At 65.2% G+C, this 21,491-nt stretch carries 16 protein-coding genes; 12 read left to right on the plus strand and 4 right to left on the minus strand.

Features of this window, described 5'->3' with window-relative positions; translation table 11 throughout:
- Positions 1 to 3,637: MBG domain-containing protein (locus ACP15W_RS16655; RefSeq protein ID WP_424934061.1), on the minus strand; the 3,637-nt coding region annotated here is incomplete at its 3' end.
- A 267-nt stretch (positions 3,638 to 3,904) separates the two neighbouring features.
- Here ACP15W_RS16655 and ACP15W_RS16660 point away from each other — a divergent pair.
- Together ACP15W_RS16660 and ACP15W_RS16665 are read left to right on the plus strand one after the other, a co-directional pair.
- Positions 3,905 to 4,663, plus strand: coding sequence for a trypsin-like peptidase domain-containing protein (locus tag ACP15W_RS16660; RefSeq protein WP_424934062.1), 759 nt, complete (start codon positions 3,905 to 3,907; stop codon positions 4,661 to 4,663).
- 195 nt (positions 4,664 to 4,858) lie between these two features.
- On the plus strand, positions 4,859 to 6,064 hold the full coding sequence (locus ACP15W_RS16665) for an FAD-dependent oxidoreductase (RefSeq protein ID WP_424934063.1): 1,206 nt from the start codon (positions 4,859 to 4,861) through the stop codon (positions 6,062 to 6,064).
- 61 nt (positions 6,065 to 6,125) lie between these two features.
- Here the strand turns inward: ACP15W_RS16665 and ACP15W_RS16670 are convergent, their stop codons facing one another.
- Entirely contained in the window at positions 6,126 to 6,827 is a 702-nt protein-coding gene (locus tag ACP15W_RS16670; protein ID WP_424934064.1) for a glutathione S-transferase family protein, read from the minus strand.
- A complete protein-coding gene (locus ACP15W_RS16675; RefSeq protein WP_424934065.1) occupies positions 6,814 to 7,422 on the minus strand; it encodes an NAD(P)H-dependent oxidoreductase in 609 nt (202 codons plus the stop codon). The genes ACP15W_RS16670 and ACP15W_RS16675 overlap by 14 nt, the downstream gene beginning before the upstream one ends.
- 130 nt (positions 7,423 to 7,552) lie before the next feature.
- On the opposite strand from ACP15W_RS16675, the gene ACP15W_RS16680 reads away from it, so the two are divergent.
- Positions 7,553 to 7,909, plus strand: a complete 357-nt coding sequence (locus tag ACP15W_RS16680; protein WP_424934066.1) for a winged helix-turn-helix transcriptional regulator — start codon at positions 7,553 to 7,555, stop codon at positions 7,907 to 7,909.
- Positions 7,910 to 7,958: 49 nt separating this feature from the next.
- On the opposite strand, the gene ACP15W_RS16685 is transcribed toward ACP15W_RS16680, so the two are convergent.
- Positions 7,959 to 8,573, minus strand: coding sequence for a hypothetical protein (locus tag ACP15W_RS16685; protein ID WP_424934067.1), 615 nt, complete (start codon positions 8,571 to 8,573; stop codon positions 7,959 to 7,961).
- Between the two features lie 244 nt (positions 8,574 to 8,817).
- Here ACP15W_RS16685 and ACP15W_RS16690 point away from each other — a divergent pair, with 244 nt between their 5' ends.
- The 9 genes from ACP15W_RS16690 (at position 8,818) to ACP15W_RS16730 (ending at position 21,466) form a co-directional block, all read left to right on the plus strand.
- On the plus strand, positions 8,818 to 9,990 hold the full coding sequence (locus ACP15W_RS16690; RefSeq protein ID WP_424934068.1) for a peptidoglycan glycosyltransferase FtsW: 1,173 nt from the start codon (positions 8,818 to 8,820) through the stop codon (positions 9,988 to 9,990).
- Positions 9,987 to 11,090, plus strand: coding sequence for an undecaprenyldiphospho-muramoylpentapeptide beta-N-acetylglucosaminyltransferase (gene murG, locus ACP15W_RS16695; RefSeq protein ID WP_424934069.1), 1,104 nt, complete (start codon positions 9,987 to 9,989; stop codon positions 11,088 to 11,090). Before ACP15W_RS16690 ends, murG begins: the two co-directional genes overlap by 4 nt.
- On the plus strand, positions 11,087 to 12,514 hold the full coding sequence (murC, locus tag ACP15W_RS16700) for a UDP-N-acetylmuramate--L-alanine ligase (protein WP_424934070.1): 1,428 nt from the start codon (positions 11,087 to 11,089) through the stop codon (positions 12,512 to 12,514). Before murG ends, murC begins: the two co-directional genes overlap by 4 nt.
- 430 nt (positions 12,515 to 12,944) lie before the next feature.
- Complete coding sequence (murB, locus tag ACP15W_RS16705; RefSeq protein ID WP_424934071.1) at positions 12,945 to 13,865, plus strand: UDP-N-acetylmuramate dehydrogenase; 921 nt, start codon at positions 12,945 to 12,947, stop codon at positions 13,863 to 13,865.
- Positions 13,866 to 13,937: 72 nt separating this feature from the next.
- Complete coding sequence (locus ACP15W_RS16710) at positions 13,938 to 14,852, plus strand: D-alanine--D-alanine ligase (RefSeq protein WP_424934072.1); 915 nt, start codon at positions 13,938 to 13,940, stop codon at positions 14,850 to 14,852.
- On the plus strand, positions 14,840 to 15,724 hold the full coding sequence (locus tag ACP15W_RS16715) for a cell division protein FtsQ/DivIB (RefSeq protein WP_424934073.1): 885 nt from the start codon (positions 14,840 to 14,842) through the stop codon (positions 15,722 to 15,724). Before ACP15W_RS16710 ends, ACP15W_RS16715 begins: the two co-directional genes overlap by 13 nt.
- Positions 15,721 to 17,037: a cell division protein FtsA gene (ftsA, locus tag ACP15W_RS16720; protein WP_424934074.1), complete on the plus strand. Its 1,317-nt coding sequence runs from the start codon at positions 15,721 to 15,723 to the stop codon at positions 17,035 to 17,037. The genes ACP15W_RS16715 and ftsA overlap by 4 nt, the downstream gene beginning before the upstream one ends.
- A 179-nt stretch (positions 17,038 to 17,216) precedes the next feature.
- A complete protein-coding gene (gene ftsZ, locus ACP15W_RS16725) occupies positions 17,217 to 18,812 on the plus strand; it encodes a cell division protein FtsZ (protein WP_424934075.1) in 1,596 nt (531 codons plus the stop codon).
- Positions 18,813 to 19,186: 374 nt separating this feature from the next.
- Positions 19,187 to 21,466, plus strand: a complete 2,280-nt coding sequence (locus tag ACP15W_RS16730; protein WP_424934076.1) for a methyl-accepting chemotaxis protein — start codon at positions 19,187 to 19,189, stop codon at positions 21,464 to 21,466.
- The last annotated feature ends 25 nt before the right edge of the window (positions 21,467 to 21,491 follow it).

Raw genomic sequence — 21,491 nt, forward strand, 5'->3', positions numbered from 1 at the left:
GCGCCGGGTCGATGGTGAGCGTGCCCGCCTCGTAGGCGATCTCGTAATTGCCAGAGGTCAGACCGGTGGCGGCGACATCGTAATTCCCGACGTCGCTCGTGAGCCCGGCGGCGGTGGTGAAGCCCAGCGTGCCGTCGAGATCACCCGCGTCCTGGCCGAGCACGAAGCCCGAATAGCTCGCGGTGAACTCGGGGTTCGCGGCGCCGTAGGTGCGGGAGGCGTCGTCGGTGGTGACGGTGAGAAGCGCCGGGTCGATGGTGAGCGTGCCGGCCTCGTAGGCGATCTCGTAGTTGCCAGAGGTCAGACCGGTGGCGGCGACATCGTAGTCACCCACGTCGCTCGTGAGCCCGGCGGCGGTGGTGAAGCCCAGCGTGCCGTCGAGGTCGCTCTCGTCCTGGCCGAGGACGAAACCGCTGTAGCTGGCGGTGAAGTCCGGGTTTTCGGCGCCATAGGTGCGGGAGGCATCGTCGGTGGTGACGGTGAGCTGCGCCGGATCGATGGTCAGCGTGCCCGCCTCATAGGCGATCTCGTAGTTGCCGGAGGTGAGGCCGGTGGCGGCGACATCATAGTCGCCGACGTCGCTTGCGATCCCGGCGGCGGTGGTGAAGCCCAGCGTGCCGTCGAGGTCGCTCGCGTCCTGGCCGAGGACGAAGCCGCTGTAGCTCGCGGTGAAGTCGGGGTTTTCCGCGCCATAGGTCCGGGAGGCGTCATCGGCGGTGACGGTCAGCTGGGCCGGATCGATGGTCAGCGTCCCGGGAACGAAGGACAAAAGGTAGCCCTGGCTCGACTGGGTCGCGGAGATTCCAATCGAATACTCACCGACCTCGGCATCGGCTTCGGCGCCATCGCTCGAAACGTTCGGCCCGCTGATGAGCGCGTTGCCAAGCGTGTCGCCGGGACGAAGGCCGGTCACTTCGTAATCCGGCTCGATCTCCTCGCCATAGGTCTTGCCCGTATCGGACGCGACCAGGGTGAGCGTCGGCTGCTCGCCGTAGATCACCCGGTTTCCGCCATGGGCCACGGATTGCGGGGGCGTGGTGGAATAGGGCCTGCCGTAGAGGTCGAAGTTCCCCGACGCGGGCACCGCGCCTGCGATGCTGTCGAAATCATCGACGTAGAGAAGCCAGCGTGCGCCGGGGTCGGTCAGCTCGAATGCGCCCCCGCCGGCCAGGTTCTCGAAACTCGCACCGGCCGCGACGACGATGGCATTGCCCGGCCCCGTGCCCGTGATCGTCACATCCGGACCCAGAGACACGCCCTGCTCGGCCACGAGATCGATCTGTTCGGCGGTGACGTTCCCCTGAACGTCGATGGTACCGGTGCCAGAGGTCGTGACGTCGAACTCTGTCGAGGAGGTGATGCTCCCGCCCGGGGCGAGGCTGAAGTTGCGACCGGGTGCGAGGCTGAACTCCGGCTTGATGGTCGCATCGACATTGCCGGAAACCGTGACGTTTCCGCCGTCCGACGCGCCCGAACCGGCGCGCATCACGCCGTCCCATTCCTGCGTGGAGGCATTGAGTGTGAGATCGGCCCCGTTCAGTGCCGCGATCATTCCGATCGCCGACGTCCCGTTCTCGAGCCGGAACCTGTCGGCCTCGACCGTGATCGATCCGCCCTCGCCGGTCACGACTTCCGCAAAGGCGTTGTTCCGGTCACCGCCGAAGACCTTGACCACATCCGCCGCGATCCGGACATCGGAACTCGAGCTCGAATTGCCGATCCGCACCCAGCTTGCCGAGTTCGTGGCGCCCTTGATCCAGACCTTGTCCCTTGCGGTGATGTCGATCGGGCCGCTGTCGCTCTCGATCTCGACATGGGCCGCGCCGGTTGCGCTGTGCCGCTTGATGACGACGGTTCCCTTGTCAGCATGAATGCCGAGCGCGCCGGTGTTGGTCGAGACCTCCACGTTTCCGGTCGAGAACTCCCCGATCTGGACATTGCCGCCCCGTGCCCGGAGCGTGACATCGCCGCTGCCGCGGGCCTCGACATCCTCCGTCACGGTGATCCCGCTTCCGGCCGAGAAGCTCAGATCGGCGGTCCCGCGGGACGTGATGTCGGCATCGATGTCGATGGCACCCCCGGCCTCTGCGGTGAAATCGCCGTCCGTCGTGTTGATGGTCCAGCCGAGATCGATCCCGCCATCGGCCTGAAGCGTGAGGGCGCCCGAACCGGACCAGCTCAGGCGCCGGGTGAAGGATATATTTCCCTCGTTCGCGCCCGGCTCTCCGTTCGCATCGGTGGTGATAACAACGTCGCTGCCCGAATTGAGCGTCGACTGGAGCGCGGAATAGCTGACCTGCGAGGGACCGGACCCATCTGCCGGATCGTTCACGCCCGAAGCAACATCGCCGCTGTAGTTGCCGATCACCACATCGCGCGGATCGAGCAGCCACTGGCCGCCCGCGCCCGGATTGACTTGCGCCGTCTCTTCGACCGTCAGAGTTTTCTTGCCGGATGTCTCGATGAGGCCGCCTGCCCCGTTGCCGGTGGCGGACAGAGCACCGCCGACACGGGTCTCCCCGTCCGACCAGGCGACGATCGTGCCGCCGTCGCCCGAGGTGCCGTCGGCAGCGATCACTGCACCGTCTTCGATCGTCAGGTAGTCGGCACGCTTCAGCGGGCCACGGCCCTGGAAACCGCCGCCGATATTGATGGTGCCGCCTTCGGTGCCGCTGGCATCGATCCGCGCACCATCCGTCACCGCGATGTCCTTGCCGGTGACCTCGATCGCCCCGCCCTGGTCCGAACCGGACGCATCCAGGGTTCCCGAGACCTCGACGCGGGCCTTGCCGCGGCCTTCGATGCGGATCAGGCCCTTGCCACCGGATGCCGATCCGGCCCGGACGATCCCGGATGTATTGATGGCCCCGTCGAGCGCGTCGGACGCAGCCCCTGCGCTCAGGATGACGGTCCCGTTGCCGATGTCGATCATGCCGGGGTTTTCGACGCGGCCGCCCTCGGCTTCGCCCTCGACCGCGATCTGGACCGTGCCGTCGCCCGAGAGGTCGATGGTGGTGCGCTCGCCAGATGCAAGCGCAACGGTGCCGCTGCGCGCGACGATCGCACCGGCATTGCGGACATTGCGCCCGACAAGCGCTGCGAGGCCTGCCTCGCCGATCGTCAGTTCGCCCCGGTTGATGACGCGCGCGTCCGCGGCCTCACCTCCGCCGAAGGTGAGATCCCCGCGGGACTGGAAGAGATCGGCATCGACAAGCTGGCTCGTGGCGACAAGCCCGCCCACATCGACCTTGGCGGTTCCGGTGAAGAGCACACCGGCGGTATTCTGGATAATGACGGTTCCTGGCGCCGATATGGCCCCCTCGATCACGCTCCGGCTGGCGCTGTTGACCCGGTTGAGCGTCGAGGCTTTCACGCCGGGCTGGTCGAAGGTCACGCTCTCGTTGCGACCGACATCGAAGCTGTCCCAATCGATGACTGCGCGACGGCTCTGCTGCCGGATGACCGAGTTGCCGCCCTTCTGGGAGATGGTCACCTTGCCCCGTGCGACCTTTCCGCCGGAAACGCCGTCGGCCAGTGCCATCGTGCCGCCCAGCGCCAGCAGGGAGGTGCCGGCCAGCAGAGCGAGTCTCAGTGACCAGGAAAGCGACCTGCCGGAAAGCTTCGGAAACGACATCATGACACTACTCCCAACGCCGCCGTCCCGCGGGCCGATTTACCGGAACCATGCGCGGGGACGGAGCCTCCCAAGAAACGACTGGGTCAAATGACAAAGAACGCGAATGCGTGTGAAAACGCTTCGCGCGACCTTCTGACGGTGAGAAATTTACAATGCGTTAACGTAGAGCTTTAACGAAATCGGGAAATCGGAATTAGGGCGCAGGTAACACACCCGAGCCTAGAGTGCTCACGTGCCGATATGGGGGTTGGCACATTGGGGGTTATAATGGGTGTCCTTGAGGGGGCTCATGGTGCAGTCGAGCTGCGCCGTGGGTGGAAGCTGCTTGTCCTGTCTTTCGTCATCGGGTTGTGCTGTCTCTTCGCATTCAGCACCGTTCGCGCCGATTCACGCGTGCGAAGTCCGATGGATTTTCATGCGACCGTTCTCAACCAGGATCTCGTCGGCTCTGCCTTCGCCCTGAGCGATACGGTCATCGTGACAAACGCGCATGTGGTCGAGGGACGAAGACCGGGCGATACCGTTCGTCTCATTTCGTCCGATGGCAGCGATCGCCGGGCAATGGCCGAGGTCGTGGCAATCAGCCGGATGATGGATCTGGCAATACTCGGCGCGCCGCGGGGTTTTCTGCCCCCGGTGCGTTCGGGCATGGTTCAGAACCACTCCGGGTTGAAGATCGTGGCGGCGGGGGTGGATGCGTCCGGCGGGGCTCACTCGGGCGAACGGCTGGCGCTTTGGGGCGCGGTCTCCATTCCGCGGAAGAACATCGACGTGTTCGGGCCTGGTCTCATTGCCGATATTCCCGGTGTCCGTCCCGGTTTCTCGGGCGGCCCGGTTCTCGACCGGGAGGGGCGGCTCGTGGGGATGCTCACCGCGATCCGGAACAAGAAGACCGGTCTGAAGTCATCCGGCAGCCGCGTTCAGGTCGCCTCGGAACAGGCGGATGAGGCCTATGTGCTGCGCGCCTCGGCCCTGCGCTCCGAAGTCGACCGGCTGCTTCGAAGGGTGGTGAGCCTCGCACGCTGAGCGTGCGGCCCACCCGACCGGATCAACATCGCAAGTCATCTCGATCAGTTCAAACCGCCCCGGGTTTGGACTGATTTTCCTTTTGGGTCGCAAGATCCGGGTCTGCAAACGGCACATCTCGCAATTGAATGTATACCGGCTGCGAACAATCTGTAGAGTGTCCGGCACGAATTGATGCGCTCAGGGAATTAGCCGATGCGCCTTGCAGGACACGACGTCATCGTGATCGGAGCCGGTGTGGCCGGGCTGACCACGGCAATGGCGATGGCGCAACGCGGCGCGAATGTGCGCGTGTTCGAGCGTGCAACGGCCCTCCGGGAAGTCGGTGCGGGCATCCAGGTGGGCCCCAACGGCGTGGCCGTGATGGAGGCGCTCGGGCTGCGCGATGCAGCCGAGTCGCGGGCGAGCCTCCCGAGAGCCATCGAAATGCGCGACCGCGGATCGGGCAGGCAGGTCGCACGGATCCCCCTCGGGCAGGATTGCGTGGCGCGCTATGGTCGGCCCTACTGGCATCTGCATCGTGCCGATCTTCTCGAGATCCTGGCCGATGGCGCCGAGGAGGCCGGGGTCGCGCTGCATCTTGGGTCCGAGGTTGCCTCGACGACGCCCACGCAGGGGGGATGCCGGGTTTGCCTCGCGGATGGGACCGAGGAGGAAGCGGCGATCGTGGTGGGCGCGGACGGGCTGCGATCACGCACGAGGGGCGAGCATTTCTCGGCCTTGAGCCCGCGCTATACCGGCAATGTCGCCTGGCGGGGCGTGGTGCCGGCCTCAAGGTTGCCGCCGGATTTCCTGGCCGGAACGACCACCGTCTTCATGGGGCCGAAGCGCCATATCGTGACCTACCCCCTGCGGGGTGGAGAACTTCGCAACCTCGTGGCGGTGGAGGAACGCCCGGACATGGTGCCCGAAGGCTGGATGCAGATGGACGATCCGGCGAACCTGCGCGACGCCTTCAGCGGCTGGGGCGAGGATGTGCGGACCCTGCTCGGGGCGGTCGAGCGGACCTTTCTCTGGGGGCTGTTCGATCATCCGCCCCTGAAGACATGGGTTTCCGGCCATCTGGTGCTGGCGGGCGATGCCTGTCACCCGACCCTTCCCTTCCTTGCGCAGGGGGCGGCGATGGGTCTCGAGGACGGCTGGGTTCTCGCCGCCGAGCTGGACGTGGCCCCCGACATCGAGACGGGTCTGAGAGCCTATGAGGCGCGGCGCAAGTCACGGGTCACGAAGGTGCAATCGGCCTCCAGGCGGAACGGCACGATCTTTCACCTCGGGCCGGGCCTACGGCAGGTCGCGCATCTGGGCATGTCCGCCGTTACGGGCGTGGCGCCGGGACTGCTGATCGGCGCCTATGACTGGCTCTACGGTGCGGATGTGGTGAGCGCCCAGGCGACGGCCTGAAAAACGGGTCTGGACGCGGCATGGTTCTGGTCATGCCAGATCCCGTCCGCCCACGCGGCGCTTACCGAAACCTCGCCGCATTCTCCCGCGCCGCCGCGTCGGTATCGCCTTCGCCAAAGGCAGATGGACGCGGTTCCGGCAATTGGAGGGCGGCCTGCACCCGAGGCATCGCATCGAGGCGATCGAACCAGGCCTGCAGGTTCCCCAAGCCCTCGACGCTCACCGTGGCCCAGAAGTGGCTGCGCGCCCAGGGGTAGGTGGCAATATCGGCGATCGACAGGGCATCACCCACCAGCCAGTCGCGCCCCGCAAGGCGGGTGTCGAGAACTTCGAGCAGGCGGCGGCTCTCGTTCACGTAGCGGTCGATGGCATAGGGCACCTCGTCGCCGTTCGGCTTGGCGATCCGCTGGAAGAACATTGCCTGGCCCATCATCGGACCGATGCCGCCCATCTGGAACATCAGCCATTGCAGGGTTTCGGAGCGCTCCCTTGGGTCGTGGCTGAGGAAACGGTCGTATTTCTCCGCCAGATACCACAGGATCGCGCCGCTCTCGAACACGGCGAAATCATCGTTTGCGCGGTCCACGATGGTGGGAATGCGGCCGTTCGGGTTGAGCTTCAAGTACCAGTCCGCCTTCTGCTCCTTCCTGCCGAAATCGATGGGCACGAGTTCGTAGTCGATCTCCGCCTCATGCAGGAAAATCAGAGGCTTCCAGCCATTCATCGTGTTGGCGGTGTAGAGGACAATATCAGGCTGCGACATTGGTGAGCTCCCCGAAGGTCGTGGCAAGATGGGCGTCGAAACGAGCGAGGTCGGTGGCGACGTCGGGGTTCTTCATCACGTCGAAGGCACCGAAGGTCGGCAGCGGCGTCATGCCGAAGAACTTTGCGTTCAGGTGGACCGGGCGCAGGAGATCATCCAGCGACATGCCTTCGAAAAACGGCTCAGCCGGGTCGCCGAAAGCCTCGGCCGGTGCGTTCAGTGTGGCCGAGATCATGTAACGCGTGCCTTCCAGCTTGCCGCCCATGCCGTAGTTCGCTTTCGGGGCAGCTGCGCGGCGACCGTCGCCATTGCTCAACTGCCCGCCCATGCCGACCGTGTAGACCTCATCCATGTATTTCTTGAACGACCAGGGCACGCCCATCCAGTTCACCGGGAACTGCAGGAGGACCACGTCCGCCCAGAGGTGACTTTCCACCTCGGCCTGCACATCGTAACCGGCAGCCACCGTGGTCAGGCGTACCTCATGCCCCTGCGCTTCGAGTGTTGCCTTGGCGCGCTCCGCGAGCGTCTCGTTGAGTTTTCCCGGTGCAAATTCGTAAGGTTGCGCGCCGTTCAGGATGTGGATCTTGCTCATGTCGTTTCTTCCGTTGCTGCGCCCGCTTGACTTCGGCGGGGTCCGAGATGAGATGAACGTGGCGGGAAGTAAAAACAACCAGTATACTTTTTGTAACCTAATCCGGAGTGGATCAGCGGAGCGCAAAACGATGGACGCAAAGATCGAAACAGACGGTGCCGGCCGACGGAGTGCGGCGAATGCCTGCCTCGAGCCCTGCGCGATCGAGCGGGGCATGCGGATCATCGGGGGCAAGTGGACCGGCTCGATCCTGTGGCATCTGAAGGATGGGCCGGTTCGCTTCAACGATCTGGCGCGCATGGTGGGCGGCGCGTCGAAGAAGATGATCACCGAGCGCCTTCGCCAGCTCGAGGGTCAGGGGCTCGTCAGGCGCGAGGTGCTCGACACCTCTCCCATATCGGTGACCTACGAGATCACGGAATTCGGCCGCTCGGCGCTGGGGTTTCTCGACGCGTTGCGCGTGTGGAGCGAGGGGTTGCCCGAATAGCCCCCATCAAATCCCCACGCGGGCTTGCAGTGCGAGATCGGGCGCGCGGTCAGTCGCGGCTTGCTGCGATCGAGAGATCGGCCTTGGTAAAGCCAGGCATGATCCGGGGCGCTCCGGTGATCTCGTTGGTGACGTCACGGACCCGGAGGTTCTCGATCCGGACGATACCACCATTGGGGCCGATGATGTCGAGCCCGACATGGGCGTAGAGCACGCGGTCGTTCCACACGACGCTGACGCCTTCGAGCATCTCGGGGCCGAAAACGGCCACGGCCTCGTAGGAGCGTTCGAACACATCGAGCCCCACGACATTGCCGCTGGTGTCGAGGCCTGTGACGGGTTTGCCATGGCGCCCGCCGGGCATGGCCGCGATCCGAACGAGACCACGCGGCCCGCTGAGCGCCTTGATCCGGGCGGAGACCTCAAGATAGCAGCCGGGCCGAAACGGCATCTCGCCCATGTAGCGCAGCCGCTGGATCGTGTCGGTCTTGCGGATCTCGAGGCAGGGGCCGAACTCGGAATCCTCGACGATGCGCGCATCCAGGAACTTCAGATCGCCATAGGTCGGGGTGTCCGGCCGCCCGTCGCCCCGCGACCAGTCGTGAAGCCCATCACTGAAGGCCGGTGGCATCAGATCCAGTTCGGGTTCAGCCGCAGCTTGCATCGCTTTTCCTCATCCAGTGCTCCTGCGGTATACATTAACTTCACGAAGGTTAATCGACGATTAACCAATTAATGTTCGGTTCGGCGCGGGCCATTGCGCCTGCCCGAACGGGGCGCGGGCGCGATGTCTGTCGGTATTTCTGGTAAAGGGCGCGTTTGACAGGTAGTATCCCGCAAGAAGTCCGCACCGGGGCAAACCCCGGGCGAACGAGGGCAGACAGGCAGATGGGAAAGGGCAGTTCCCAATGACCGAGATGGTTTACGACGCGCCGTCGGATCGACCGACGGAGGCGATTGTCACGGCGTGGTGGCGAACGGTCGACCGCTGGTCGCTCGCCGCGATCCTTGCGCTGTTCATGATCGGGCTGTTGCTCGGGCTGGCGGCCTCGCCGCCGCTGGCGGTGCGAAACGGGCTCGACCCCTTCCATTACGTGACGCGGCAGGCGGTGTTCGGCGTGGCCGGGCTGTCCTGTCTTCTGGTGGTCTCGATGATGTCACCGGTGCGCATCCGCAGGCTGGCCGTCCTTGCCTTCGGGGCGGCCTTCGTGGCGATCCTGCTCCTGCCGGTCTTCGGCACCGATTTCGGCAAGGGGGCGACGCGCTGGTATTCACTGAAGGTGATTTCGGTCCAGCCCTCGGAATTTCTCAAGCCCGCCTTCGCGGTCTTCACTGCCTGGCTGATGGCCGCGAGTTTCGACGACCGCGGCCCGCCGGGCAAGCTGCTCTCCTTCATGGTGGCGATCCTGCTGGTGCTGCTCCTGGCCGCCCAGCCCGATTTCGGACAGGCCGGTCTCATCATCGCGACATGGGCGCTGATGTATTTCGTGGCCGGGGCGCCGATCACGCTGGTGGGCAGCGTGGGCGCGGGTGTGCTGGCCTTCGGCTGGTTTGCCTATGAGAACTCCGAGCACGTTGCCCGGCGCATCGACGGGTTTCTCTCCTCCGAGGTCGATCCGCGCACGCAGATCGGCTACGCGACCAATGCGATCCACGAGGGCGGGATCTTCGGGGTCGGCATCGGGAACGGCACCGTGAAGTGGACGCTGCCCGATGCGCATACCGATTTCATCATCGCGGTGGCAGCCGAGGAATTCGGTCTCATGCTCTGCGCCCTGATCATATTCCTCTACATGCTCATCGTCGTGCGCTCGCTTCTGCGGCTGGTGCGGGAGCGTGACCTCTTCATCCGCTTTGCCGGGACGGGGCTCGCGGTGCTGCTCGGTATGCAGGCGATGATCAACATCGGTGTCGCGGTGCGTCTGCTGCCCGCGAAGGGCATGACCCTGCCGTTGATCTCCTATGGCGGCTCCTCGCTGATTGCCGCCGGGATCGGGCTCGGCATGTTGCTCGCGATGACCCGCGAGCGGCCCCAGGACGATTTCGACGATCTTCTTGCGCGCGGGGCGCACGGCCAATGAGCAGACCGCCGCTTCTGGTGATCGCGGCCGGCGGTACGGGCGGTCACATGTTTCCCGCCCAGGCGCTGGCCGAGGAGATGCTTGCGCGCGGCTGGCGTGTACGGCTTTCGACCGATCCGCGGGGTGCGCGCTATGCGGGCGGCTTTCCGGAAGCGGTCGAGCGGGGGGTGACATCTTCGGGCACCTTTGCGCAGGGCAGCCCGATCTCCCGCGCCACGACGCCTTTCACTGTCGCGGCTGGTATCGCGAAGACGGTGATGGCGATGCGGCGGGACCGTCCGGCCTGCGTTGCCGGGTTCGGCGGCTATCCGGCGCTGCCCGCCACGGCCGCGGCGACCTTCTTGCGCATTCCACGCCTCATCCACGAGCAGAACGGCGTCCTGGGCCGGGTGAACCGGATCTTCGCGCCGCGCGTGGACCGGGTGGCCTGCGGGGTCTGGCCCACGGCATTGCCCAAGGAGTCCAAGGGAGAGTTCGTTGGCAACCCGGTGCGCGCGAGTGTGCTTGCCCAGGCGGGCGCGACCTATCTTTGCCCCGAGACCGGGCCGATCGAGATTCTTGTCATGGGCGGGAGCCAGGGGGCCGGGTCCTTCGCACGCCTCGTGCCCCCGGCGCTCGAGCAGATCCCGGATGCGCTGCGCCAGCGGCTGCGGCTGTCGCAGCAGGTGCGCCCGGAGGACATGGACCGGGTGCGCGCGGTCTATGACGGGCTGGGGCTCGATGCCGATCTGCGCGGGTTCTTCGACGATGTGCCCGAGCGGCTGGCGCGCGCGAGCCTGGTGATCAGCCGCGCCGGCGCCGGATCGATTTCCGACATCACCGTCGTCGGGCGCCCCGCAATCCTCATCCCCTACCCTTCGGCGGCAGACGACCATCAGGCCGCCAATGCCGCGGGGCTTGTGGAGGCAGGCGGCGCCTTCATGATCCGCGAGGAAGAATTGACGCCGGAGGGGCTTGCGGGGCATATCACCGCGATCCTTTCCGATCCCGAGGGTGCCAGCGCGATGGCGGCAGCGAGCCATGCCCATGGTCGCCCGGAGGCCACCCAGCATCTTGCCGGTCTCGTCGAGGAGCTGGCTCAACAAGGACGAGCAGAATGAACGGACAGACGCGGCTTCCCCATGATATCGGCGCGATCCATTTCACCGGTATCGGCGGGATCGGCATGTCGGGGATTGCCGAGGTTCTGCTCGATCACGGTTTCATGGTGCAGGGCTCCGACCTGCGCGCCTCGCCCATCACCAAGCGGCTGGAGGAGAAGGGCGCGCGGATCTTCATCGGTCAGGCGGCGGAGAACCTCACGGACGCGCAGGTGGTGGTGATCTCCTCGGCCATCAAGCCGGGCAACCCGGAGCTTGATGCGGCCCGCGCCCGCAAGCTGCCCGTGGTGCGCCGGGCGGAGATGCTCGCGGAGCTGATGCGGCTCAAATCCAATGTCGCGATCGCCGGCACCCATGGCAAGACCACCACCACCTCGCTGGTGGCAGCGCTGCTGGTGGGCGGCGAGATGGATCCGACGGTCATCAATGGCGGCGTGATCCACGCCTATGGTTCCAACGCGCGCATCGGACAGGGCGAGTGGATGGTCGTCGAGGCCGACGAGAGCGACGGCACGTTCAACAAGCTGCCTGCCACGGTGGCGGTGATCACCAATATCGACCCGGAGCATCTCGATCACTATGGCGACTTCGATGCGCTGCGGGAGGCCTTCGACACCTTCGTCTCGAACATCCCCTTCTACGGCCTCGCGGTGGCCTGCATCGATCACCCGGAGGTTCAGGCGCTCGTGGGCCGGATCAAGGACCGCCGGGTGGTGACCTACGGTTTCAGCCCGCAGGCCGAAGTGCAGGGTCGAAACCTGCGCTACGAGAAGGGAGCGGCGCATTTCGACGTGGTTCTCAATGCCGAGGACCGGGTGGTCGAGGATCTGGTCCTGCCGATGACCGGGGATCACAACGTGTCCAACACGCTTGCAGCGATCACCGTGGCGCGGCATCTCGGCATTCCGGGCGAGGCGATCCGCGAGGCTCTGCGGGGCTTCGGCGGGGTCAACCGGCGGTTCACCCGCGTGGGCGAGATCAATGGTGTGACGATCATCGACGACTACGCTCATCATCCGGTGGAGATCGCCGCGGTACTGAAGGCCGCGCGGCAGGCGACCGAGGGCCGGGTGATCGCCGTGCACCAGCCGCATCGCTATTCGCGGCTCCGCGATCTCTTCACCCAGTTCTGCGGCTGCTTCAACGACGCCGATACCGTCGCCATCACCGAGGTCTATGCGGCGGGCGAGGCTCCGATCGAGGGCGTGAGCCGCGACACGCTGGTCGGCGGTCTGGTGGCGCATGGGCACAGGCGCGCGCTGCCGCTCGGCGGGGAAGAGGCGCTGGCGGAATTCGTGCGGTCCGAGTGCAAGCCGGGCGACATGCTGGTCTGCCTCGGCGCAGGATCGATCAGCTCCTGGGCCAATGCGCTTCCCGAACGGCTTGGGGCCGGGGCGGAGGACCGCCAGGCAGTCGGAGCGTAAGCCGCTCGACTTTTGCAGTCGCGTGAGAGGGCGAAGTCGTGATGCGGGAGGAACGCCAACAACGAACGCGCAATCGAGATGATCCCAAGGTTGTCCTGAAGCTAAATTGGTGAAATCAGGCAATCCTTGGAACTTTCTAGCGGAGCTTGAGCGCGGTGTTGGAATGCGCAGATGATCAATTGAAAGCCGCTTGTTCGGGGGGCAACCCGATCTGGCACGTGACAGATCGGGCCGTGCAGCCCGTCCCGGGCGGCTGCACGCATTCGCGCTTGCCACGTGCTGCCCGCCCCTCTGGCGCGCGTCGCGGCCCATGCCTTCCCCTCTCGGCCTGCGCGCTGGCGCTCCGGCCGACCGGACCGCGCGGCGCGCCACTGGCGCCCCGCCATTGCGCTCCGGGTTGGCGACGCGCAGGGGCAAAGCGGTAATGGCAATGGATCTACCTCTTCCTCCCGTCCGTGGGCGATTGACCCCGGACCGGGAGATGGCGGGGCTCACCTGGTTGCGGGTGGGCGGACCGGCGGACTGGCTGTTTCAGCCGGCGGACGAGGAGGACCTGGCGGCGTTTCTCGCGGCCCTGCCCCGCGACATTCCGGTCTTTCCCATGGGGGTCGGCTCAAACCTCATCGTGCGGGACGGTGGTATTGCGGGCGTGGTGATCCGGCTCGGGCGCGGGTTCAACTCCATTGAGGTCGAAGGCGACACGGTGACCGCCGGTGCGGCGGCGCTCGATGCCCATGTGGCGCGCAGGGCTGCGGAAGCGGGTGTGGATCTCACCTTCCTGCGCACCATACCGGGCTCCATCGGGGGTGCGGTGCGGATGAATGCCGGCTGCTACGGGCGCTATGTTGCGGATGTCTTCATCTCGGCGCGGGCGATCACGCGGGATGGCACGCTCATCACGATGGAAGCCGAAGAGATGGAGTTCGCCTATCGCTTCTCGCGCCTTCCAGAGGGGGCAATTCTCACGCAGGCGACTTTCAAGGCGCCGATGGGCGACCCCCAGATGCTCGAAGACAGGATGACGGAGCAGATCGCGAAGCGTGACGCGACCCAGCCCACCAAGGAGCGCAGCGCCGGCTCGACATTTCGCAACCCGGCAGGATTCTCCTCGACGGGACAGGCAGATGACGTGCATGACCTGAAGGCCTGGAAGCTCATCGAGGACGCGGGAATGAAGGGCGCAACCCTGGGTGGAGCGCAGATGTCGGAGATGCACGCGAATTTTCTGATCAACCGCGGCGGGGCCTCGGCGGCCGATCTTGAAGGTCTTGGTGAAGAGGTTCGAAAAAACGTTTTGAAATCAAGCGACATTTTGTTACAGTGGGAAATAATGCGGGTCGGACGAAAATAAGACCCCGTAACCCATGCTCCGAACGACCGGACAGGTCATCAAAAAGGTCGCGGAGCGAATATTGAGGCGGGCATGTCGAGCAGGACAGCAGCCCGCATCGCAGTGCTCAAGGGCGGCTTCTCAGCCGAACGTGAGGTGTCGCTGGTTTCCGGCCGGGAATGTGCGGCTGCGTTGCGGAATGAAGGATATACCGTCGTCGAGATCGACGCCGGGCCTGATCTTGCGTCCCGGCTGGTTGCCGAGGCGCCGGATGCCGTGCTCAACGCGCTTCACGGACGCTGGGGCGAAGACGGCTGCGTTCAGGGCATCCTCGAATGGCTGCGCATTCCCTATACCCATTCCGGTGTGCTGGCCTCCGCTCTCGCCATGGACAAGGAACGCACGCGGCAGGCCTTCCGGCAGGCCGGTCTTCCGGTTGCGGAGGGGCGGCTCGTTCCGCGCGAGGAGGTCATGGCCGCGCATCCGATGGAACCGCCCTATGTGGTCAAGCCCTACAACGAGGGCTCGTCGGTCGGCATCTACCTCGTGCACGAGAGCGCCAACGGCCCCGCCCAACTCGCGGCCGATGCACCCGATGTTCTGCTGGTCGAGAAATTCGTTCCGGGCCGCGAACTGACCACCACGGTCATGGGCGAGCGGGCGCTGGCGGTTACGGACATCTATTCGGACGGCTGGTACGATTACGACGCGAAATACTCCGCCGGGGGCTCGCGCCATGTGGTTCCCGCCGAATTGCCGGAGGAAATCACGCAGGCCTGCCTCGATTATGCGCTGCGGGCGCACCAGGCGCTGGGATGCCGTGGCGTGAGCCGGACCGATTTCCGCTGGGACGAACCGCGCGGGCTCGACGGGCTCTTCCTCCTCGAGACCAACACCCAGCCGGGCATGACGCCCACCTCGCTCGCGCCCGAACAGGCGGCGCATTGCGGCATCGACTACGGCAGCCTCGTGCGCTGGATGGTGGAGGACGCCTCATGCGGCAGGTGAACGGCAATCCGCGCAGCTCGCGCGATCCGGCCCCATCGCGGCTCCGCTACCGGCTGACGCGGCTGTGGCTGCGCCCCTCCTTCCGGAAGTTTCTCAATGTCGGCATTCCGCTTTCGGTGGGCGTTCTGGCGGCAGGCACGTTCCTCACGCAGTTCGACATTCGTGGCGAAGCCTATGCGCTTTTCCAGAAGGTCCACGGGATCGTGGTGGAGCAGCCGCAGTTCATGATCACCGAGATGGCGGTCCCCGATGTGAGCGAGGATCTCGCCGAACAGATCCGGGTGGCGGCGTTTGTCACCCTGCCCGCGAGCAGCCTCGAGGTGAGCGTCGCGGCTGTCCGGGCACGTATCGAGTCCCTTGATGCGGTGGAGCGGGCGCGTGTTCAGCTTCGCTCCGACGGGGTTCTGGAGATCCGGGCGATCGAGAGGGTTCCGGTGGTCGTATGGCGCACGGCGGACAACCTCCAGCTTCTCGATGCCACCGGCGTCCGCGTGGCGGAGATCGACAGCCGGCTGCGGCGCCCGGACCTGCCGCTGATCGTGGGGGCCGGTGCCGATGCGCAGGTGCCCGAGGCGATGCTGCTTCTCGACGCGTTGCAGCCGGTCGCGGCGCGGGTTCGCGGGCTTCTGCGCGTGGGCGAGCGGCGCTGGGATGTCGCGCTTGACCGCGGCCAGGTACTGCGCCTGCCGGAGACCGACCCGCAGGGCGCGCTACGCCGCATTCTCGACCTGAACAACGGCGATCAGCTTCTGGCGCGGGATGTACAGGTCGTGGACATGCGCAACCCCGACCGGCCGATGATCCAGATCAGCGAACACGCCATTTCCGAAATCGACCGCCTGAAGCGGATGTCCCTGGGAGAAGATGCATGAACCGTCACCTCTATGAGCTGCAGCGGGCGATGCGGGCGCGGCGCGAGGCGGCGCTCCGGAGGGGCATTGTCGCCATGCTCGACATTGGCTCGTCGAAGATCACCTGTCTCGTGCTGCAGTTCGTGCCCGAGGACATGGGCGGCGAGACAAGCGAGCCCAGAATGCGCGTGGTCGGCGCGGCCAACACCCGCTCGCGCGGCGTGGCCTTCGGCGAGATCACCTCGATGGAGGAGTGCGAGCGCGCGCTTCGGACCGTCGTGCAGGGGGCGCAGAAGGCCGCCAACATGCGTTTCGACCATGTGCTGGTGAGCTTTTCAGGCGGCCGGCCCCGCTCCTACGGTGTGACCGGCGAGGTCGCGATGCGCGAGGGCGCGGTCGGGAGCGCCGAGATCGGCGAGGTTCTGGCGGCCTGCGACATGCCGGAATTCGGTCATGATCGCGACGTGATCCATGCCCTGCCGGTGAATTTCTGCCTCGATCAGCGCAGCGGCCTGACCGATCCGCGCGGACAGATCGGTCGAGAGCTGACGGTGGACATGCACATGGTCACGGTGGGCTCCACCGCGCTGCGGAACCTGATGCACTGCATCCGGCGCTGCGACCTGGAGCTTGCAGGGGTCGTCGCGGCTCCCTTCGCCAGCGCACTTGCGAGCCTCATCGAGGACGAGCAGGAGCTTGGCGCGGCCTGCATCGACATCGGGTCCAACACAACCGGCATCTCGATCTTCGTGCGGCGCAAGATGATCTATGCCGACAGCGTGCGGATGGGCGGGCATCACATCACCAACGATATCTGCCAGGGGCTGCAGGTCTCGCTTCAGGATGCGGAGCGGCTCAAGACCAAGCAGGGCGGGCTCATCGCGACCAGCCTCGACGACCGGGACATGATCGATCTGCCCTCCGTCCTCGGGGACTGGGAGCATGACCGGCGGCAGATCAGCCGCTCCGAGCTTATCGGTGTCATGCGGCCCCGGGTGGAGGAGATCCTCGAGGAGGTCCGGGCGCGGCTCGACGCCTCCGGGTTCGAATACCTGCCGTCGCAGAAGATCGTGCTCACGGGCGGCAGCGCCCAGATCCCCGGCCTCGAAACCATCGCCAGCCATATCCTGGGGCGTCAGTGCCGGGTGGGGCGTCCGCTGCGAATCCGCGGGTTGCCGCAATCGGTGACGGGATCGGCATTTTCGGCCTCCGTGGGGCTTGCCATGCAGATCGCATACCCCGAAGACGAATACTGGGATTTCGAACTGCCAGCGGACCGGCAGGGGGCCCGGAAAGTCGTGCGCGCCCTGAGATGGTTTAAGGACAACTGGTAACTTGCGGATTATTGGCACAATTCCGCTTCATCTTGTAGCGATACACAACATATTGGGGAGAATCATATGATTCTGCGTGACCCTTGCGGCTTCTTCCGCTACGATCCGTGCGGAATACAGGCAGGGTCATTTGCGCGGGGGCGTGGATGACCGAAGAAACTCAACAGGCGGAAAAAGATATGGCTCTGACTCTCAGCATTCCGGTTACTCCCGATCTGAGCCCCCGGATCACGGTGGTTGGCGTTGGCGGTGCAGGCGGCAACGCGGTCAACAACATGATCGAGCAGCAGCTCGAAGGGTGCGAATTCGTCGTGGCGAATACCGACGCCCAGGCGCTCCAGCAGTCCCACGCCAGCAACAAGCTTCAGCTCGGCACCCGTGTGACCGAAGGGCTCGGCGCGGGCGCACGGCCCGAGGTCGGCGCAGCGGCCGCAGAAGAATCCATCGAAGACATCGTCGAGCGGCTTTCGGGCTGCCACATGTGCTTCATCACCGCGGGCATGGGCGGCGGAACCGGCACCGGTGCAGCGCCGATCATCGCCAAGGCCGCGCGCGAGATGGGCATCCTGACCGTCGGTGTCGTGACCAAACCGTTCCATTTCGAGGGCTCGCGCCGGATGCGCCAGGCCGAGAACGGTGTGGACGAGCTTCAGAACCACGTCGACACGCTCATCATCATTCCGAACCAGAACCTCTTCCGGCTGGCGAACGAGAAGACGACCTTCACGGAAGCCTTCGCGCTCGCCGATGACGTTCTCTACCAGGGCGTCAAGGGCGTGACCGATCTGATGGTCCGTCCGGGCATCATCAACCTCGACTTCGCGGACGTCCGCTCGGTGATGAACGAGATGGGCAAGGCGATGATGGGCACCGGCGAAGCCTCGGGCGAGGATCGCGCGGTTCAGGCCGCCGAGAAGGCGATCGCGAACCCGCTGCTCGACGAGATCAGCCTCAAGGGTGCGCGCGGCGTGCTCATCAACATCACCGCCGGACCGGATCTCACGCTCTTCGAACTCGACGAGGCCGCGAACCGTATCCGCGCCGAGGTCGATGGCGACGCCAACATCATGGTCGGCTCCACGCTCGATCCGGAAATGGCCGGCCAGATGCGCGTTTCGGTCGTCGCGACCGGCATCGACGCCGTTGTCCGCACGGAAGAGGTCTCCGCACCGCAGGCCCGCTTCGGCGAACCCGCGGCTTCCACACTGTCCGCACCGGACGCAGTTGCCGAGCAGCCGGCTCCGAAGCCCGAGCCCGAGCTGACGGCGCCGAGTGCCGCATCGCCGATGCCCGCCTCCCCTGCCGCTCTCCAGCCTTCCGCCGAGCCGGCCCCAGCGCCGAGCTTCGCGGACGCGCAGGTCCGGGCCCAGAGCGAACCGGCCGAGCCCCAGGCTCCCGCGCGCAGCACGCCCTTCGGCCAGCCGCGCGTTCAGACGGCCGCGGACAACGGTCAGGGCGAGCCGACACCGGATGCGCTGCGCCGCCTTCAGGCTGCCGTGCAGAACGTGCCGAAGGCTCAGCCCATGGTGCGCTCGATCGCACCTCAGGGCGGTCAGCGCCATGAAAGCGACCGCGCCGGACGGCTCACGATCAACAGCCTGATCCACAAGATGACTGGCCAGGCCTCGCGCGGCGAAACCAACTCCGGGCTCCGCGCCAAGACCGAAAGCGAGAGCTTCCAGTCCCAGCCCCAGGAGCGCGCCGAAGCCGATCTCGACGAGAACGAGCGTGAGCGCGTGGACATTCCGGCTTTCCTCCGTCGTCAGGCCAACTGACGCACCAGACAGTCTGGACGTAATCTGCGGGGGCCGGTTGGCCCCCGTTTTTTTTGTGCGCGCCGCGCCCTGCCGTATGCCACTTCAGGAGACGGCGCGTTCTTCCGGTCGCGGGTGGATACTCGCCGCCAAATATTACTCTACCTGTTTCACATCATTTAAGTGTGTAAATAAGGAGCCGTGGCAGTACTGGTAAAGAGCATCAGCGTTTCGGGCAGGATTCGACCGGATCAGTTCTTAACCGCTTCCCTTGTTGGCCGTGTATTGCGCGTCAGTTTAGGGCAATTGCGGGCCCCTCAGCGCCAATGTTCAAGAGATTTTAACGATAACGGACGTTTATCTTGCCGCGAAGGTCGTTTTTCCAAGGTGGCATTATGTGCAGTCAGAGAAGTCTTCTTTCGTTCGGAGCCTCCGGTCGAAACGGGGCATCCGCGGATAGGGCGCGCATTGCCGGCTTCGAGGGATCGTCCGTGCCGATGCTCGCCATCGACAAGGATTTCCGCATCCAGTCTGCCAATGAGGCCTTTCTCGAGCTTCTGACCGAGCATATCGAGACCTTCCAGCAGATGTGGCCGACCATCTCGCCACAGAACATCATCGGCTCGACAGTCGATACCTTCCACCGCAACCCTGAGCAGAACCGTAGGGTCCTGCGGGACCCGAACCGGAAGACGTTCAAGGCCAACATCAAGATCGGCGACATGAGCTTCGCCCTGACCACGCTGGCCGTCAGGGGGCCGCGCGGAGAGTATCTCGGCAGCGTTGTCGAATGGGTGGATGATACCGCCGGGCGCGTGGAAACCGAGAAATTCCTGTCGGACAAGGGATCACAGGTCTATCTCGAGTTCTCGCTCGACAAGGAAATCATCGAGGGCAATCCGAACGCGATGCGCGCGCTCGGCTACGACCGCGGAGCCTTGATGGGCATGAAGCTCGAGACGCTCGTGAACGCGCAACCGCCCAACGATGTCACCGACGAAGGTATCTGGGAAAACCTGCGCGCAGGGCAATTTTCCTCCGGCATCTTTCATCTGCGCGCCAAGGACGGCAGCCGGGTCAGCTTCAGCGGGACGCTGACGCCGATCTTCAGGGCCAACGGCAAGCCCTTCAAGATTGCGGCCCTTCTCTGCGACGTGACGCAGGCCGAGCGTGCGGCAGCGGAGAAGGCGGCCGTCTTCGAGGCGATCGACACGACCGAAGGTATCGTCGAATACGATCTGGATGGGCATGTCACGAAGGCGAACCAGAACTACATGCGCATGACCGGATACGGACCGGACGAGATCATCGGCATGCATCAGTCGAAGCTCAGCGAGCCGGGTTTCGCCAATTCGCCGGAGAACCTGAAGATCTGGGAAGGCTTCCGGCGGGGAGAGACCGACGGAACCAAGCGGATGCGTCGGCTGCGCAAGGACGGCACAATCGCGCATTTCCAGGCCACTTATGCACCGATCCGCGACGAGAAGGGCAAGGTGATCCGGGTCGTCGGGGTTGTATCCGACGTGACGCGGGTGGAGGAAGAGCGGCAAGCCGCGGAAGCGAGGCAGAAGGTCCAGGATGACGAACGCGAGCGCATGGTTTCGCGGTTCACCAAGGCTCTCGCGCAGCTCTCCGGCGGAACGCTGACCACGCGGATTGATGAGAAATTCGCCGAGGAAAACGAACCGCTGCGCCGGGACTTCAATTCCACCATCGGCACTCTCGAGGAAGCCATCGAGGCGGTGAAATCGGCGATGGGCGAAATACAGAGCCAGATCAGCGAATTCGCCAGCGCGACCGATGAACTCTCGAACCGCACCGAGAACCAGGCCGCGGCTCTGGAAGAGACGGCCGCGGCGCTTGAACAGATGACATCGACCATGAGGGGGGCCTCGGAAAGCGCGGAGCGGGCGTCCCGCGATGTCAATTCGGCCAAGGACAATGCGGAGGAAAGCGGAAGGGTCGTGCGCCAGGCCGTGGAGGCGATGGGCGAGATCGAGAAATCCTCCGAGCATATCGGTCAGATCATCGGGGTGATCGAGGATATCGCCTTCCAGACCAACCTTCTCGCCCTCAATGCCGGAGTGGAGGCCGCACGCGCCGGGGAAGCCGGGCGCGGGTTTGCCGTGGTGGCCTCGGAGGTGCGCGCCCTCGCTCAGCGCTCGTCCGACGCGGCCAAGGAGATCCGCGGACTGATCTCGACCAGTTCGGACCAGGTGACCCGCGGCGTGGATCTCGTGCGGCGCACCGGAGAATCGCTCGAAATCATTGTCGATGCCGTGGTCGGGATAACGACGCTTGTTGATTCGATTGCCACCTCCGCGCGGCAGCAGGCGACGGGTCTTGCGGAAATTAGCACGGCCGTCACGCATCTCGACGACGTCACGCAGCAGAATGCCGGCATGGTGGAGAAGTCATCCAGCGCGAGCCACAAGATCAAGGGCGAGATCGAGCGGGTGAGCGTGCTGGTCGACAAGTTCGAGACGAAGAACAACGGCTCTGTCACGCTCCCGGCTGCCCCAGTGGCACCGCGCCCGCCGGCTGCCGTGCCCAAGGCACTGGTGCCGGCAAAAGCTCCTCCTGCCCCGGTCCTCAGACACGAGGCCCCGGTTCAGGGAAATACCGCGCTCTCCATCGATCCGGATACCGACGAGGACGGCTGGGCCGACTTCTGAGCCGAAGGGCTATGGCTCGGGGAAA

This window comes from Amaricoccus macauensis (assembly GCF_049800915.1).
In the GTDB taxonomy this organism is placed as follows: domain Bacteria; phylum Pseudomonadota; class Alphaproteobacteria; order Rhodobacterales; family Rhodobacteraceae; genus Amaricoccus; species Amaricoccus macauensis_A.

Coding starts and splice junctions, on each gene's coding strand:
- ACP15W_RS16660 (WP_424934062.1), top strand. CDS start 3,905: ATGGGTGTCCTTGAGGGGGCTCATGGTGCAGTCGAGCTGCGCCGTGGG.
- ACP15W_RS16665 (WP_424934063.1), top strand. CDS start 4,859: ATGCGCCTTGCAGGACACGACGTCATCGTGATCGGAGCCGGTGTGGCC.
- ACP15W_RS16670 (WP_424934064.1), bottom strand. CDS start 6,827: ATGTCGCAGCCTGATATTGTCCTCTACACCGCCAACACGATGAATGGC.
- ACP15W_RS16675 (WP_424934065.1), bottom strand. CDS start 7,422: ATGAGCAAGATCCACATCCTGAACGGCGCGCAACCTTACGAATTTGCA.
- ACP15W_RS16680 (WP_424934066.1), top strand. CDS start 7,553: ATGGACGCAAAGATCGAAACAGACGGTGCCGGCCGACGGAGTGCGGCG.
- ACP15W_RS16685 (WP_424934067.1), bottom strand. CDS start 8,573: ATGCAAGCTGCGGCTGAACCCGAACTGGATCTGATGCCACCGGCCTTC.
- ACP15W_RS16690 (WP_424934068.1), top strand. CDS start 8,818: ATGACCGAGATGGTTTACGACGCGCCGTCGGATCGACCGACGGAGGCG.
- murG (WP_424934069.1), top strand. CDS start 9,987: ATGAGCAGACCGCCGCTTCTGGTGATCGCGGCCGGCGGTACGGGCGGT.
- murC (WP_424934070.1), top strand. CDS start 11,087: ATGAACGGACAGACGCGGCTTCCCCATGATATCGGCGCGATCCATTTC.
- murB (WP_424934071.1), top strand. CDS start 12,945: ATGGATCTACCTCTTCCTCCCGTCCGTGGGCGATTGACCCCGGACCGG.
- ACP15W_RS16710 (WP_424934072.1), top strand. CDS start 13,938: ATGTCGAGCAGGACAGCAGCCCGCATCGCAGTGCTCAAGGGCGGCTTC.
- ACP15W_RS16715 (WP_424934073.1), top strand. CDS start 14,840: ATGCGGCAGGTGAACGGCAATCCGCGCAGCTCGCGCGATCCGGCCCCA.
- ftsA (WP_424934074.1), top strand. CDS start 15,721: ATGAACCGTCACCTCTATGAGCTGCAGCGGGCGATGCGGGCGCGGCGC.
- ftsZ (WP_424934075.1), top strand. CDS start 17,217: ATGGCTCTGACTCTCAGCATTCCGGTTACTCCCGATCTGAGCCCCCGG.
- ACP15W_RS16730 (WP_424934076.1), top strand. CDS start 19,187: ATGTGCAGTCAGAGAAGTCTTCTTTCGTTCGGAGCCTCCGGTCGAAAC.